This window comes from Streptomyces sp. NPDC046985, from assembly GCF_040644415.1.
GTDB lineage: Bacteria > Actinomycetota > Actinomycetes > Streptomycetales > Streptomycetaceae > Streptomyces.
Window position 1 is genome coordinate 151,022 of sequence record NZ_JBEYWK010000003.1, and the last position, 14,068, is coordinate 165,089.

11 protein-coding genes, 2 tRNA genes and 2 pseudogenes are annotated in these 14,068 nt (G+C 75.0%); 10 read left to right on the plus strand and 5 right to left on the minus strand.

The genetic code is table 11. From position 1 onward, the window contains the following. Window position 1: 1 nt before the first annotated feature. Window positions 2–505 carry a heme-degrading domain-containing protein gene (locus tag ABZ861_RS05240; RefSeq protein ID WP_361623965.1) on the minus strand — a complete coding sequence of 168 codons (504 nt, stop codon included), beginning with the start codon at window positions 503–505 and terminating at the stop codon, window positions 2–4. Beyond that, entirely contained in the window at window positions 502–1,575 is a 1,074-nt protein-coding gene (locus ABZ861_RS05245) for a Gfo/Idh/MocA family oxidoreductase (RefSeq protein WP_361623968.1), read from the minus strand. Before ABZ861_RS05245 ends, ABZ861_RS05240 begins: the two co-directional genes overlap by 4 nt. Before the next feature lie 412 nt (window positions 1,576–1,987). Here ABZ861_RS05245 and ABZ861_RS05250 point away from each other — a divergent pair, with 412 nt between their 5' ends. The 5 genes and pseudogenes from ABZ861_RS05250 to ABZ861_RS05270 all read left to right on the plus strand — a co-directional run bounded on the left by ABZ861_RS05250 (window position 1,988) and on the right by ABZ861_RS05270 (window position 6,002). Further along, on the plus strand, window positions 1,988–3,289 hold the full coding sequence (locus tag ABZ861_RS05250; RefSeq protein ID WP_361624448.1) for an ROK family transcriptional regulator: 1,302 nt from the start codon (window positions 1,988–1,990) through the stop codon (window positions 3,287–3,289). Window positions 3,290–3,354: 65 nt separating this feature from the next. Continuing rightward, the gene (locus ABZ861_RS05255; RefSeq protein ID WP_361623971.1) at window positions 3,355–3,525 is read left to right on the plus strand and encodes a hypothetical protein; all 171 of its coding nucleotides are present in this window, start codon (window positions 3,355–3,357) and stop codon (window positions 3,523–3,525) included. Between the two features lie 203 nt (window positions 3,526–3,728). After that, window positions 3,729–4,206, plus strand: a pseudogene (locus ABZ861_RS05260) (hypothetical protein); the annotation flags it as partial. 94 nt (window positions 4,207–4,300) lie between these two features. Then, window positions 4,301–5,080 carry an HAD-IIA family hydrolase gene (locus ABZ861_RS05265; RefSeq protein WP_361623974.1) on the plus strand — a complete coding sequence of 260 codons (780 nt, stop codon included), beginning with the start codon at window positions 4,301–4,303 and terminating at the stop codon, window positions 5,078–5,080. A 166-nt stretch (window positions 5,081–5,246) separates the two neighbouring features. Beyond that, complete coding sequence (locus ABZ861_RS05270; RefSeq protein WP_361623977.1) at window positions 5,247–6,002, plus strand: hypothetical protein; 756 nt, start codon at window positions 5,247–5,249, stop codon at window positions 6,000–6,002. 213 nt (window positions 6,003–6,215) lie between these two features. Here ABZ861_RS05270 and ABZ861_RS05275 read toward each other — a convergent pair. Continuing rightward, a tRNA-Lys gene (locus tag ABZ861_RS05275) sits at window positions 6,216–6,289 on the minus strand. A 177-nt stretch (window positions 6,290–6,466) separates the two neighbouring features. Between ABZ861_RS05275 and ABZ861_RS05280 the strand changes: the two genes are divergently transcribed. Beyond that, entirely contained in the window at window positions 6,467–7,621 is a 1,155-nt protein-coding gene (locus ABZ861_RS05280) for an SPFH domain-containing protein (RefSeq protein ID WP_361623980.1), read from the plus strand. Window positions 7,622–7,751: 130 nt separating this feature from the next. Further along, a pseudogene (locus tag ABZ861_RS05285) lies at window positions 7,752–7,976 on the plus strand (lytic polysaccharide monooxygenase); the annotation flags it as partial. Window positions 7,977–8,071: 95 nt separating this feature from the next. On the opposite strand, the gene ABZ861_RS05290 reads toward ABZ861_RS05285, so the two are convergent. Beyond that, window positions 8,072–8,145: transfer RNA gene (locus ABZ861_RS05290), tRNA-Lys, on the minus strand. A gap of 294 nt (window positions 8,146–8,439) precedes the next feature. On the opposite strand from ABZ861_RS05290, the gene ABZ861_RS05295 reads away from it, so the two are divergent. The 3 genes from ABZ861_RS05295 to ABZ861_RS05305 all read left to right on the plus strand — a co-directional run bounded on the left by ABZ861_RS05295 (window position 8,440) and on the right by ABZ861_RS05305 (window position 11,862). After that, window positions 8,440–9,171 (plus strand): decarboxylase, encoded by a 732-nt coding sequence (locus ABZ861_RS05295; protein WP_361623983.1) that lies wholly within the window; start codon window positions 8,440–8,442, stop codon window positions 9,169–9,171. A gap of 228 nt (window positions 9,172–9,399) precedes the next feature. Further along, a complete protein-coding gene (locus tag ABZ861_RS05300; protein WP_361624451.1) occupies window positions 9,400–10,554 on the plus strand; it encodes a glutathione-independent formaldehyde dehydrogenase in 1,155 nt (384 codons plus the stop codon). A 219-nt stretch (window positions 10,555–10,773) separates the two neighbouring features. Beyond that, on the plus strand, window positions 10,774–11,862 hold the full coding sequence (locus ABZ861_RS05305) for an LLM class flavin-dependent oxidoreductase (protein WP_361623986.1): 1,089 nt from the start codon (window positions 10,774–10,776) through the stop codon (window positions 11,860–11,862). A gap of 29 nt (window positions 11,863–11,891) precedes the next feature. Here the strand turns inward: ABZ861_RS05305 and ABZ861_RS05310 are convergent, their stop codons facing one another. After that, a complete protein-coding gene (locus tag ABZ861_RS05310) occupies window positions 11,892–13,889 on the minus strand; it encodes a bifunctional diguanylate cyclase/phosphodiesterase (protein WP_361624454.1) in 1,998 nt (665 codons plus the stop codon). Window positions 13,890–14,068: the final 179 nt, after the last annotated feature.

A 14,068-nucleotide genomic window follows, 5' to 3' on the forward strand; every position in this document is an offset into this window, starting at 1 on the left:
ACTAGCGGCCGAGGAACCGCTCCAGCGCCTCAGCCACCAGCGCGTGGTCCTGCACTTGGGGCAGTCCCGACACCGTGACCGCGCCGATCACGCCGACCCCCTTCACGGTGATCGGGAAGGCGCCGCCGTGCGCCGCGTAGACGTCGGGGTCCAGACGTGAGGAGTCCTCGAACGTCGTGCCCTTGGCGCGGAAGCGGGCGCCGACCAGGTAGGAGGCGGCGCCGTAGCGTTCCACCACCCGGCGTTTGCGGGCGATCCAGGCGTCGTTGTCCGGGGTGGCGCCGGGCAGGGCCGCGTGGAAGAGCTGCTGGCCCGCGCGGTGGATGTCCACGGCCACGGGCGCCTGCCGCTCCCGCGCCATCCGCACCAGCAGCGAGCCCAGCTCCCAGGCGTCGTCGTGGGTGAAACGGCCGAAGACCAGGCGGCGTTCCTGCTCCTCCAGCTCCTCGACAGTGACGTCCGTGGCGTCCGTGACCTTCGTCGGGTCCGGGCGGTGCGCGGTCACAGCGTCACCGTCACACCGTCGCGGGCCGAGCGGCGGGCCGCCTCCAGGACGTCGAGCGCGGCGGCGGCCTCGCGGGCGGTCACCGGGTTCGGGGCGCCCTCGCGCAGGGCGGCGGCGACGGCGGCGTAGTACGCCGGGTAGTCGCCGGGCAGGGTCGGCACGATCCGGCCGCCGCCGGTCACCGGGGACTCTCCGGCGCCCAGGCGGCCCCACAGGGACTCGCCCTCCTGGCCCCAGCCGCCGCCGGGCGCCGGACGCAGACCGTCGCGCAGCGCGCCCTCCTGCGGGTCCAGCCCGTACTTGACGTAGCCGGCCCGCGAGCCCAGCACCCGGAAACGGGGGCCGAGCTGGGCGGCGGTGGCGGAGACGTACAGGTGGGAGCGGACGCCGCCGGCGTGCGTGAGCGCCAGGAACGTGTCGTCGTCGGCCTCGGCGCCCGCGCGGCGTACGACCGCCTCGGCGTACACCTGCGTGACCGGGCCGAAGAGGGTCAGGGCCTGGTCGACGACGTGGCTGCCGAGGTCGTAGAGCAGGCCGCCGATCTCCGCCGGGTCGCCGGACTCGCGCCAGCCGCCCTTCGGCTGCGGCCGCCACCGCTCGAAGCGGGACTCGAACCGCCACACGTCGCCCAGCTCGCCCTCGGCGATCAGGCGGCGCAGGGTGAGGAAGTCGTTGTCCCAGCGGCGGTTCTGGAAGACGGAGAGCAGCAGCCCGCGCTCCTCCGCGAGGTCGGCGAGTGCGCGGGCCTCGGCGGCCGTCCCGGCGAGCGGCTTGTCCACGACCACCGGCAGCCCGGCCTCCAGCGCGGCCGTGGCGAGCGGGACGTGCGTCTTGTTGGGGGAGGCGACGACGACCAGGTCGAGGTCGGCCGCCCGGGAGAGCAGTTCGTCGGGCCCGGCGGCCAGGCGGACGTCCGGGAACTCCGCACGGGCCTGCGCCTGCCGCTCCGGGTTCGAGGTCACGACCGTGTCGAGGACCATGCCGTCGGTCGCAGCGATCAACGGGGCGTGGAAGACCGAGCCGGCCAGGCCGTAGCCGACGAGGCCCACGCGGAGGGGGGTGCCAGTCATGGTCCTACTTTCGCAACGCTGTTGCCTAAGTGCAAGCGCGGGGGACAATGAAGGGGTGAGCAGCGGGAAGAACGGACAGAGCGAGCAGGACGTGCGCGGCGCACAGGGCGTGTACGGCGGGCATGACGTGCGCGGTGGGCAGGGCGTGCGGGGCGGGCAGGGCGTGCGCGGCGGGCAGGGCGTGCGCGGCGGGGAGGAAGTGGGCGGCGGACAGGGCGTGTACGAGGGGCAGGACGTGCGCGGCGAGCAAGGCGTGCACGACGGGCAGCACGTGCGTGGCGGACAGGGCGACGGGAGCGGGACGGGTTCCGTGTCGGCGGAGTCCGGGCGGGCGGAGTCCGCGAGGGCCGAGTCCGGACGGGTCGGGGTCGGCCGGGCGGGGAGCGGCGGCGCCGGGGCGAACCTGCTCGCCCTGCGCAGTCACAACACCGCGCTGGCGCTCGATCTGCTGCGCGCGGCGGGTCCGGAGGGGATCAGCCGGCTGGAGCTGGCCGAGCGGACCGGCCTGACCCCGCAGGCGGTCAGCAAGATCACCGCCAGGCTGCGCGAACGCGGACTCGCCGCCGAGGCGGGACGCCGGGCGTCCACCGGCGGCAAGCCGCGCACGGTGCTGCGCCTGGTCCCGGAGGCCGGGCACGCGGTGGGCGTGCACATCGACCGGGACGAGGTGCGGGCGGTGCTGGTCGACCTGAACGGAACCGTGACCGGGGAGCGGCGCGCCCCGCTGGACCTTGGGTCGGGCGCGGAGGCCGTCGTGGCGGCCACGGCGGCGGAGGTCGAGCGGCTGGTGGCGGAAGTGCTCCTGGGGAGCGGGCGGCAGAGGGCGGCCGCGCTCCCCGAGAGGGGGCGGCCGGGGGCGGCGGCGCTCCCCGAGGGCGGGCGGCCGGGGACGGCGTCCGAAAGCGGGCGGATGACGGCGGGGGCGCTTTCTGGGAGCGTACTTAGGGAGCCTTCCGGGAGCGGGCGGCTGGGGGCGGGCGCGTCCCCCGAGGCCGATCGCGAGGCGGCGGACCGGGACCGCGCCGCCCTGTCCCGCGTCGCGTCGCTGGTCGGGGTCGGCGTCGCGCTGCCCGGACCGCTCGATCACGGGCGGGGCGTGCTGCACCGGGTCACCGGGTTCCCGGAGTGGGACGGGTTCCCGCTGCGGGACGCGCTCGCGCGGCGCCTCGGCGTGCCCGTCGCGGTCGACAAGGACACCAACGCCGCGGCCTTGGGTCTCGCCGTCGCCGGTGCGGGGGCGCCCTCGGGCTCCTTCGCCTACCTGCACCTCGGTACGGGGCTCGGGGCCGGACTGGTGATCGGCGGCCGGGTGCACCGGGGGGCGCGCACCGGGGCGGGGGAGTTCGGGCACCAGGTGATCCTGCTGGACGGGCCGCGCTGCGAGTGCGGCGACCGCGGATGCCTGGAGGCCCTGTGCCTGGCGGCTGTGCGGCGGGGGCGCGTCGAGGAGGCGGCCCGCGTGCTGGGCGCGGGCGCCGCGAACCTCGTCGGCCTGCTGGACATCGACCTGGTGCTGCTGGGCGGCCGTACGGTGGCGGCGGCGCCGGAGGAGTTCACCGCCGGAGTCGGGGCGATGGTCGCCGAACGCGCCGCCCGCAACGGCGTCGCGGCGGACCGGGTACCGGTCCGCGTGGCGCCCGGCGGTGCCCGCGGAGTCGCGGAGGGCGCCGCCCAACTCCTGCTGGCGCCGCTGTTCGGACGCGGGGAGGGGTGAAGCCGCGCCGCGGTGACGGGTGAGCCAGGGGGCGGGCTGCTGCTCCGACCGGGCGGGCTCCCCCCTTGGGCGTCTTCGCCGGGCAGGGCTGTCACCCTGGCGTCTTCGTCGGGCAAGCCCGCCACCCTGGCGTCTTCGTCGAGCCGGGCCGCCACCTGGGCGCCCTCGCCGGGCAGGCCCGCCACCCCGGCGTCCTGGGCGTGCAAGCCCGCCACCTTGGCGTCTTCGCCGGGTAGGGCCGTCACCCTTGCGTCTTCGTCGGGCAGGCCCGCCACCCCGGCGTCCTCGGCGTGCAAGGCGCTCCCACCCTGGCGCTCTCGCCGCCCAGCACCGCGAGCACGCTCGCATCCGCAGCGCGAGGGAGTACCCGCAGTGCTCACCGGCTCACGAGGAAGACCGGTCGGCGCCCCCTGTGATCGCCTCTGGGCGCGGCCCCCGTCGGGAGGCGATCGAGGAGCTGCGGGCCGACGACCGCACCGTCGTGCTGAGCACGGGATTTCGCCCAGGTCACCCAGGACGCGGTCCTGGACGCGCTCGGCTGGCGCGACCTGGCGCCGCTCATCCTGTGCCCGACCGAAGCGGGCGGCGCGGGCGGCCGTACTCGGACATGGTGCTGATGGCGTTCCTGCGCACGGGGGCCGCCGCGGACGTACGCGAACAGCCGTCGTGGGCGACACGTCGTACGACATGCTCAGCAGCGTGCGGGCCGGCACCTCGTACGCGAGACGGCCGTCGTGGCCGACACGTCGTACGACATCCTCAGCGGCGTGCGGGCCGGCGCCGGCGTCGTCGCGGGCGTGCTCACCGGGGCGCACGGCGAACGGGATCTGCGCGCGGCCGGCGCCACCCATGCGCGCGCCTCCATCGCGGAGGTCCCCGCCCTGCTCAGGGCGGTGGAGGGGGCCGGAGGCGGCTGAGGCGAACGGTCCCTGCCGAACCGTTCCGGCAAGATCCGGCCACTGGTTAGGCTGGGCTCCGCAGGGGCCCGCGCACGGCAGGAGACCGAAGCACATGGCAGAACGCAAGCCCATCGAGTCGTGGCTCACCGACATGGACGGGGTCCTGATCCACGAGGGCGTGCCGATTCCCGGCGCCGACGCCTTCCTGAAGAAGCTGCGGGAGTCCGGGCGGCCGTTCCTGGTGCTGACCAACAACTCCATCTACACCCAGCGCGACCTGCACGCCCGGCTGCGCAGGATGGGCCTGGAGGTGCCGGAGGAGAACATCTGGACCTCCGCGCTGGCCACCGCCCAGTTCCTGGACGACCAGCGGCCGCACGGCAGCGCCTACGTCATCGGCGAGGCGGGCCTGACCACCGCGCTGCACGACGTCGGGTACGTGCTCACCGACCACGATCCGGACTTCGTGGTGCTCGGCGAGACGCGCACGTACTCCTTCGAGGCGCTGACGAAGGCCGTGCGCCTGATCAACGGCGGCGCCCGGTTCATCGCCACCAACCCCGACAACGTCGGCCCCTCCGCGGAGGGCGACCTGCCCGCCACCGGCTCGGTCGCCGCCCTGATCACCGCGGCGACCGGCCGCAAGCCGTACTTCGTCGGCAAGCCGAACCCGCTGATGATGCGCGCGGGGCTGAACGCGATCGGCGCCCACTCCGAGACCTCCGCCATGATCGGCGACCGTATGGACACCGACGTGCTCGCCGGTCTGGAGGCCGGGATGCGCACCTTCCTGGTGCTGACTGGGGTCACGCAGCCCGAGGACGTCGACCGCTACCCGTACCGGCCGTCCGAGGCCGTCGACTCCATCGCCGACCTGGTCGACCGGGTCTGAACGGGAGGCGGCGGCCGCCCGCGCGTGCGGGCACGCGTCCCCGGGCTCGCCCTCCCGCTTCCCCGCCGCACCAATGGGCCGTTTCTCACCCGTTCGGCGCAAGCACGGCCTGCGGCGGATGCGGGTCCGGGGCGTCCGGGGTCTGCTGGAGCCCGGAGGTGTCCCGATGGGTGCACTGCGCCTGACTGTGTGTGCGGGGCTGCTGGCGGCCGCCGCCTTCGCCTCGGTCCAGGACGCGTCCGGCGCCGCCGGTCCCGCGGACGGCGCGGAGGGCACCGGTCAGGGCCGCGTCGCCGCCGCCCCCTCCTACTCCGCCGTGCGGGACCGCGTCTCAGCCGCCCTTTCGCACTCCGCCGACTGGTACCGCGTCGCAGCCGCCCCCTCCTACTCCGCCGTGCGGGACCGCGTCACAGCCGCCCTCCCGCACTCCGCCGACTGGTACCGCGTCGCAGCCGCCCCCTCCTGCTCCGCCGTCCGGGACCGCGTTACAGCCGCCCTCCCGCACCCCGCCGACTGGGACCGCGTCGCCGCCGCCCCCTCGCACCTCGCTAGCAAGGCCCTCGTCCCAGCCGCCCCCATGCATTCCGCCGTCCGGGCCCCCCTCACAGCCGCCCCCACGCGCTCGGCCAACCGTGAGGCCACCGTCGCTCCGGCGCGCACGCATCCCGCCTCGCCGTCCTCCTCGGCGCCGCGCTCTCCCTCGCCGTCCCGCTCCGTGCACTCCGTCCCGACGACGCCCGGCATCGCGCATGAGGTGACCGGGCTGGTTCTCGCGGGAGCGGCCGCGCTCGCCGTCGTCCTCCTGCCCCGGGCCCTGGGCGCGGACCGCGGCGCGGGCGGATCCCACCGGTCCGACCGCCGAGCCGCCGAGACGGCCCCGGAAGCCTCCCGTGACGGCTCGTCACCCGAGGACGAGAGCTGACGGGCCATCGGAGACGCTGCCCTCTGGGCCTCCGTCCTCGCTCCTAGTGCCCCAGGGCTATCGCTGACACCAGAACCCTGCCCCCGGCTTCCGTCCTCGCTCGGCCGACCGCGGCGCCCCTCCGCCTGCCCGGCGAGCTACAGCGCCCCCGTCCCCTCGGCGGGCTCGGGCAATGCGAAAGCCCCCCGCAGTCGCGAGGGGCTTTGCTGTCGGTGCGCCGCCAGGGACTCGAACCCCGGACCCGCTGATTAAGAGTCAGCTGCTCTAACCAACTGAGCTAGCGGCGCCTGCTGACAGAGAGAACTTTACAGGACGCCGGGCGGTGATCCCGACCGGCGCGGGCGGTCGCGGGCGGCCTCGGGGCTCCCTTTGGGCGACTTCCTCAGATATTCGGAATGTCATACATGCTTATTTTCGGGATGGTTGGGACACTCATCACCGTGCACAGATCCGGACAAGTCCGTATGGAGTGTGACGTGGATCGCATCGAGCCCCTGGTCGTCCGGGCGAATCGTTCCGCCTCGCGGCTCATCCACAACGAGGCGACGACCGAGATCCCCGTTCACCTCCTGTTCCGCGACGATCCGCCGCCCGAGGGCCGCCGGGACGCGGTCCCCGGACCCGTCCCGGCGGTCGCCGGGCCCGCGGTGGTGAGCAGCCGGCGGGGCACGGGCGAGCAGCCGCGCTTCCGGCGCCGGGTGCCCGCGCCGGCCTCGGCCCGTCCGGCGGCCCGGACCGCGGACCGCGGGCTGCGGGAGCGCCCGGCGCGGGTGCTGCCGGCGGCGGCCGGGGTGCTGGCCGGGGCCTGCGGGGCGGCGGGCTGCGCGCTGACCTCGTGGTGGGCGGGCGCGCTGCCGCCGCTGGCCGTGCGAGCCCTGGGGCTGCCGGTCGTCGTGGACGCCGGGCTCGGGCTGCCGCAGTGGACCGCGTACGCCGGGGCCGGGGCGCTCGGCCTGCTGGGCTTCGGCGGGCTGGCCCGGGGGCGGACCGGGCGGGCCCTGGTGCTCGGGTCGCACGGCCGCTACCGGGGGACCGTCCGGGGCGCCGGCCTGATGTGGCTCAACCCGCTGGCGCCGCGCCGCCGGATCGACGTACGGCTGCGGCACTGGCGCAGCGAGCCGATGCCGGCCGCCGACGCCGACGGGATCGCGCTGCGGGCGGCGGTGCTCGTGGTGTGGCGAGTGCGCGACACCGCGCGGGCCGCGCTCGGGATCGACGACCACGAGGCGTACCTACGGGAGTGCGTGGAGGCCGCGCTCGCGCGGGTGCCGGTGGGGGCGCCCGGCGGCGGGCGCGGCTCGGCGGAGGAGACCGGCGAGCGGCTGACCCGCCTGGTGGCGCGCGAGGTGGGTCCGGTGGGGCTGGAGGTGTTCTCGGTGCGGCCCGCCCGCGTCGAGTACGTCCCGGAGGTCGCCGACGCCATGCACCGGCGCGGCATCGAGGCGCTGGACGCCCGGCGCCGGGTGGGCGCGCTGACCTCGGTGTTCGACTCGGTCGAGGACACGGTGACCCGGCTGACCACGCGGGGCCTCGTCGACCTCGACGCCTCCGCGCGCGAGGTGCTGGTGCGGGACCTGGCGGCGGCCTTCTGCGCCGGGCGCCGGGAGACCGCCCAGTGAAGCGCCGGGAAACCGCCCAGTGAGGCGCCGGGAGACCACCCAGTGAGGGGTGTGGACACGTTCAACGGGCCGCAATGCCCTGCTTCTTGGTCTAGACCAGCATCGCACGGCACGGCTCACCGAACTTCCCTACGTCACCAAGCAGGGCTGGAACGAGGGGCGCGCGCTGACCCGGGCGGACCTGAACACCACCCCGTTCCTCACGGCCCCCTACGGCGGCAAGCAGCCCCCAGCCGCCCTCAGCCGCAGCGGCGTCCTGCCCACCGGTCTGAAGGGCCACCACGTGATCCTCGCGGTGTGGACGATCGCCGGCGCCGGCAACGCCTTCCACGCCTGCTCGGACGTCGCGTTCTGACGGCGGCGCGCCGCGCTCGCGGGCGCGCGCCCCGCTCTTTCTCCGGAGACGCCGAAGGGCCCTCGTGATCGACGATCACGAGGGCCCTTCTTCTGTGCGCCGCCAGGGACTCGAACCCCGGACCCGCTGATTAAGAGTCAGCTGCTCTAACCAACTGAGCTAGCGGCGCATGACTCCCGCCGTCCGCTTCGCGGCCGACGACGAAGAAAATACTACCTGGTCCCCGGGGGTGCTCATGACCGCCGCCCGGGGGTGATCCACTCCTTGCTCGGGGGCGCCGAAGATCCGCGCTCGGGGTACCCGAAGATCCGCTCCGGCGCCTCCTGCGTGCGCGTGCCGAAGCCATGAGCGCGGGGCCGCCCGGACGCGTACGGCCCAAGTGCGGGACATTCCGGGTCCCACCGGGGTACCAGGAACCCGTAGAACCGGAAGAACCGCCGTGCAGACAGCAGGAAGGCTGGTCATGACCGCACTGGGAATCCTCTACCCGGGCCACTTCGCCGAGGACGACTATCCGCGCATCGAGCAGCTCCTCGGCAGCGACATCCGGGTGGAGCTGATCCACACCGGCATCGACGACGACGCCTACCGCCTGCCCGCGCCGCACTCGACGAACCGGGAGGAGCGGCTGGCGCGCAGCGTCGAGGGGCTGCGGCTGTCCGGCGCCGAGGCGGTGGTGTGGGCGAGCACCGGCGGCAGCTTCACGCTCGGCTGGGAGGGCGCCCACGAGCAGGTGCGCGCCCTTGCCCTGGCGTCCGGCATGCCCGCCTCCTCCACCTCCTTCGGCTTCGTGCACGCGCTGGGCGAGGTCGGGGCGCGGCGGGTGGCGGTCGGGGCGACGTACCCGGAGGACGTGGCGGCCCTGTTCGCGGACTTCCTGCGCGCCGGGGGCGTGGAGGTGACCGGCGTGCACAGCGCCGGGGTGACCGCGGCGGCGCAGGCGGCCGCCTGGGGCGAGGCGGAACTGCTGGCGCTGGCGCGGGAGGCGGACCGCGCCGAGGCGGACGCGGTGGTCCTGCCGGACACCGCCCTGCACACCGCCTCCCACGTCACGACGCTGGAGGAGAAGCTGGGCAAGCCCGTCCTCACCGCGAACCAGGTCACCGTGTGGGAGGCGCTGCGGCTCACCGACCGCCGGGTCAACGCCCCCGGTCTGGGCGCGCTGTTCACCCGGGAGCCGGTCGTCCAGGCGTGACGGCCGGGGGCGGACCCGGCGCCCGCGGGAGCCGCCCCGGGCCGCCCCCGCGGGCGGGTTGCGGGGGCGGCCCGGGGGGCGTTACCTGGAAAGGTCCGGCGGTGCGGCGGCGAACGCCCCCAGGGTCCGAGGCCCGCACCGGCGGCCCGGACTGCCCGTGCGCCCTCCGCCCCGGCCGTGGCCCGCCGTCGTCGCCGCCGTCCAGTGATCGACGCGGAGGTGACCGAGGTGAAAGCCGTCGTCTACGAGAATCCCTTCGACGTGGAGGTGCGGGATGTCGACGATCCACGGATCGAGCATCCCAACGACGTGATCGTGCGGGTCACCTCATCCGCGATCTGCGGCTCCGACCTGCACATGTACGAGGGCCGCACGGCCGCCGAGGCGGGAATCGTCTTCGGCCACGAGAACCTCGGCATCATCGAGGAGGTCGGCAGCGGCGTGACCTCCCTGGAGGTCGGCGACCGGGTCGTGATGCCGTTCAACGTCGCCTGCGGGTTCTGCAAGAACTGCCTGGCCGGGAATACCGGCTTCTGTCTCACGGTCAACCCGGGATTCGCCGGCGGGGCCTACGGATACGTGGCGATGGGCCCGTACATGGGCGGCCAGGCGGAGCGGCTGCGGGTGCCGTTCGCCGACTTCAACTGCCTGAAGCTGCCGCCGGGCGAGGAGTTCGAGACGGACTTCGTGCTGCTCGCCGACATCTTCCCGACCGGCTACCACGGCTGCGAGCTGGCCGAGGTCTCGCCCGGCGAGTCCGTGGCCGTCTTCGGCGCCGGACCGGTCGGCCTGATGGCCGCCTACTCGGCGCTGCTGCGCGGCGCCTCGAAGGTGTTCGTGGTGGACCGGGTGCCCGAGCGGCTCGCCAAGGCGGCGGAGATCGGGGCCATCCCCATCGACTTCACCCAAAGCGACCCGGCCGAGCAGATCAAGGCGCAGACGAGGGGCGAGGGCACCGACAAGGGCGTGGACGCCGTCGGCTACCAGGCGCACTCGCACCACGACGCCGACCACGAGGAACCCGCCGTGGTCCTCAACACGCTCGTCGAGACGGTACGGCCCACCGGCATGCTCGGCGTGCCCGGACTGTACGTCCCCTCCGACCCGGGCGGCCCCGACGAGCACGCCAAGCACGGCCAGCTCCTCCTCTCCATCGGCAAGATGTTCGAGAAGGGGCAGCGGATGGGCACCGGTCAGTGCAACGTCAAGCGGTACAACCGCCAGTTGCGCGACATGATCATCTCCGGGCGGGCCAAGCCCAGTTTCGTGGTCTCGCACGAGCTGCCGCTGGACCAGGCCCCGCAGGCGTACGAGAAGTTCGACCAGCGGATCGAGGGCTACACCAAGGTGATTCTGCACCCGGGGCACGGGCTGGCCGCGTGAGCGCCGGGCCGCCGGCCGTGGCGGAGGCCAGGCCGCCGGCCGTCGCGGAGGCCGGCGGATGCCGGCCCACCGGCTGAGGCGGATGCCGGCCCACCGGCCGAGGCGGCAGCCGATCCACCGGCCGCGGCGGAGGCCGGGCGGCCGGGCCGGGAGGAATAAGCGGGGACGGTCTCCTGTTGGCGCCGGAGAACTGTGCACGGCGACGACAGGAGGCACCCCGTGACCGCAGACGAGATCCGAGGCCGCGCGCAGGGGGCCGCGTCCGTCCCGCTGTCCGTCCTGGACCTGGTGACCGTGGGCGCGGGGCACACCGCCTCCGACGCGCTGCGCACCAGCGTCGCCCTGGCCCGCCTCGCCGAGCGCCGCGGCTACCACCGGCACTGGATCGCCGAGCACCACTCGATGCCCGGAGTCGCCTCGTCCTCTCCGGCCGTGATCCTCGCCCATCTCGCCGCCCACACCGAGCGCATCCGCCTCGGCTCCGGCGGCGTCATGCTGCCCAACCACGCGCCCCTGGTCATCGCCGAGCAGTTCGGCACCCTGGAGGCCCTCGCCCCCGGCCGGATCGACCTGGGCCTGGGCCGCGCCCCCGGCACGGACGGCGCCACCGCCGCCGCCCTGCGCCGCACCGACCACCTCTCCGAGGGCGCCGACGACTTCCCGCAGCAGCTCGCCGAGCTGACCCGGTTCCTCGACGACGACTTCCCCGACGGCCACCCCTACCGCCGTATCCACGCCGTCCCCGGGCCCGTCCAGGCGACCGCGCCCGGCGGCGTGCAGTCACCGCACCGGCCGCCGATCTGGCTGCTGGGCTCTTCCGGCTTCAGCGCCCGCCTGGCCGGCGTGCTCGGCCTGCCGTTCGCCTTCGCCCACCACTTCTCGGCGCGCAACACCGTCCCGGCCCTGGACCTGTACCGCGAGTCGTTCCGGCCCAGCGAGGTGCTCGACGCCCCCTACGCCCTGATCGGCGTCGCCGCCCTCGCCGCCGACGACGAGCGCGAGGCCCGCCGCCACGTGCTGGCCGGCGCGCTGAACATGGTCCGGCTGCGCACCGGCCGCCCCGGCCTGGTGCCCACCCCGGAAGAGGCCGAAGCGCACGTGTTCAGCCCGATGGAACAGGAGTTCGTCGCCTCCTGGACCGCCGACGTCATCTACGGCGCCCCGGACGAAGTCCGCTCCGGCCTCGACGACCTGCGCAAGCGCACCGGCGCCGACGAGCTGATGATCACGAGCAACGCGCACAGCGGCGACGTGCGGCTGCGCTCCTACGAACTCATCGCCGACGCCTACGGGCTGCCCGGCGACTGAGCCGCCCGCGCCCACCTGACCTGCACGGGTCAGCGGCGGCCGCAGGCGTGTCCGTCGAGCAGTTCGGAGATGCGGTCCGGCGGCACCGGCCGGGAGTACAGCCAGCCCTGCCCGGTGTCGCAGCCGATCCGCCGCAGCCGGCTGGCCTGGTCGGAGGTCTCCACGCACTCGGCGGTCACCGTCAGCCCCAGCCGGTGGGCGAGCTGCACCATCGCCTCGACGATCACCTCGTCGGCCGGGCTCGCCTCCCGCGCCGCCGCCCCCTGCCCCGCCGCCGCCTGCGCCGCCGCGTCCCGCGCCTGCTGCTCCCCGTACTGGAACCCGCGCACGAAGGAGCCGTCCAGCTTCAGCGCCGAGACCGGCAGGCGGCTGAGGTAGGCGAGGTTGGAGTAGCCGGTGCCGAAGTCGTCGATGGCGATGCGCACCCCCATGTCGCTGAGGGCCTGAAGCGCCTCCAGCGGCCGCCCCGCCGAGCCCATCACCGCCGACTCGGTCAGCTCCAGTTGCAGCAGGTGCGGCGCCAGCCCCGTCTGCGCCAGTACCTCCGCCACGTCCGCGACCAGGTCGGAGTCCCACACCTGACGCACCGCCACGTTGACGCTGACGAAGATCGGCGGCTCGTCCGGACGGGCCGCCTGCCAACGGCGGGCCTGACGGCAGGCGGTGGCCAGGATCCAGCGGCCCAGCGGCACGATCGAGCCGTCCTCCTCCGCCAGCGCGATGAAGCGGTTCGGCGTCAGCAGGCCGAACTGCGGGTGCCGCCAGCGCACCAGCGCCTCCACCCCCCGCAGCCGCCCGTCCTCCATGCCGACCAGCGGCTGGTAGTCCAGCGTGAACTCGTCCCGCTCCACGGCCGCGCGCAGGGTGGAGACCAGGGCCTGACGGGTCATGCGGTGCGCGTTGCGCTCGGAGTCGAACAGGGTCCAGCGCGCCCTGCCGTCCGCCTTCGCCCAGTACAGGGTCGTATCGGCCGCCTGCATCAGGGCGGTGGCCGACGTCCCCTCGGTGCGCCGTTCGACCACGCCGATCGACGCCGACACCGACAGCCGGCGCCCGCAGACCTCGAACGGCGCCTGAAGGGCCGTCAGCACCGACTCGGCCAGGTCCGCCACCTGCTCGGTGCCGGTGGAGTCCTCCACGAGCAGCGCGAACTCGTCGCCGCCGAGCCGGGCCACCAGCGGGGCGCCCGCACGTCCGTGGCCGGCCGCGTCCGCGCAGCCCGTCAGCCGCTGCGCCACGGCCGCGAGCAGCCGGTCGCCTGCGCGATGGCCGAGGGTGTCGTTGATCGCCTTGAAGCCGTCGAGGTCCAGGTAGCACAGGCCGACCCGGCCCGTTCCGCCGTCCTCGCGCCGGTCGGGCCCGAGCGGCGGGACATCCGGCCACGCGGCGGCTTGCGCCGCCTTCTCCGGGTTCGCTGCCCGTGCCGAGTGCGTCGCCTCCGCCGTGTTCGCTGCCTGTACCGCGTGCGCCGCCTCCGCCGCGTGCGCCGCCTCCGCCGCGTGTGCCGCCTGTCCCGCGTGCGCCGCCTCCGCCGCCTGTGTTTCCTGATCCGCCCGCTCCGCGGGTTCCGGTCGCGCCGCGTTCGCGGGATCCCTTTCCAGTGCGCTCGACAGGCGCTCGAAGAACAGCGTGCGGTTGGGCAGCCGGGTCACCGGGTCGTGCATCCGCAGGTGCCGCAGCCGGGCCTGGAGTTCGCGGCGGGCGCTGACGTCGGCCACCGACAGCAGCGCGCCCGGGGAGCCTGCACCCCCGGACGCCGCCGCGACGTCCCCCGGGGGCAGCGCGGTGACCGTCGCCTGGGCCCACAGCGAGCGGCCGTCGGCGTGCTTGAGGCGGCGGGTGCAGCGCAGCCGGGTCTTCCCGCCGCGCAGGATCTCCCGGTACGCGTGCCAAGTACGGGAGTCGGAGGCCAGGTCCACCAGATCGGCGGCCGACTGTCCGTCCAACTCGCCGGGCCGCGCGCCGAACAGCGCGCCGAAGGCGTCGTTGGCGCTGACCACCAGACCGGCGCCGTCGAGGACGGCCATGGCCAGGGGGGCGGCGTCGAAGGCCGAGCGGAACGGCCCGGCGCCGGGGACGCCGTGGGCGCCGGGCTCCGCGGGTTGCGCCAAGCCGGTGAACGCGGTCCCGGCGGGCGTCTGTTCCGCCGAACGAGTGAATGACGGCGGCCCGAGGGGCTTGCGCACGTGTGCCGGAGGCGACGGCG

Excerpts from the sequence above, each read along its gene's own strand:
- ABZ861_RS05245 (WP_361623968.1), bottom strand. The coding sequence starts at position 1,575 with ATGACTGGCACCCCCCTCCGCGTGGGCCTCGTCGGCTACGGCCTGGCC.
- ABZ861_RS05265 (WP_361623974.1), top strand. The coding sequence starts at position 4,301 with ATGGCAGAACGCAAGCCCATCGAGTCGTGGCTCACCGACATGGACGGG.
- ABZ861_RS05270 (WP_361623977.1), top strand. The coding sequence starts at position 5,247 with ATGGGTGCACTGCGCCTGACTGTGTGTGCGGGGCTGCTGGCGGCCGCC.
- ABZ861_RS05280 (WP_361623980.1), top strand. The coding sequence starts at position 6,467 with ATGGAGTGTGACGTGGATCGCATCGAGCCCCTGGTCGTCCGGGCGAAT.
- ABZ861_RS05295 (WP_361623983.1), top strand. The coding sequence starts at position 8,440 with ATGACCGCACTGGGAATCCTCTACCCGGGCCACTTCGCCGAGGACGAC.
- ABZ861_RS05310 (WP_361624454.1), bottom strand. The coding sequence starts at position 13,889 with ATGGCCGTCCTCGACGGCGCCGGTCTGGTGGTCAGCGCCAACGACGCC.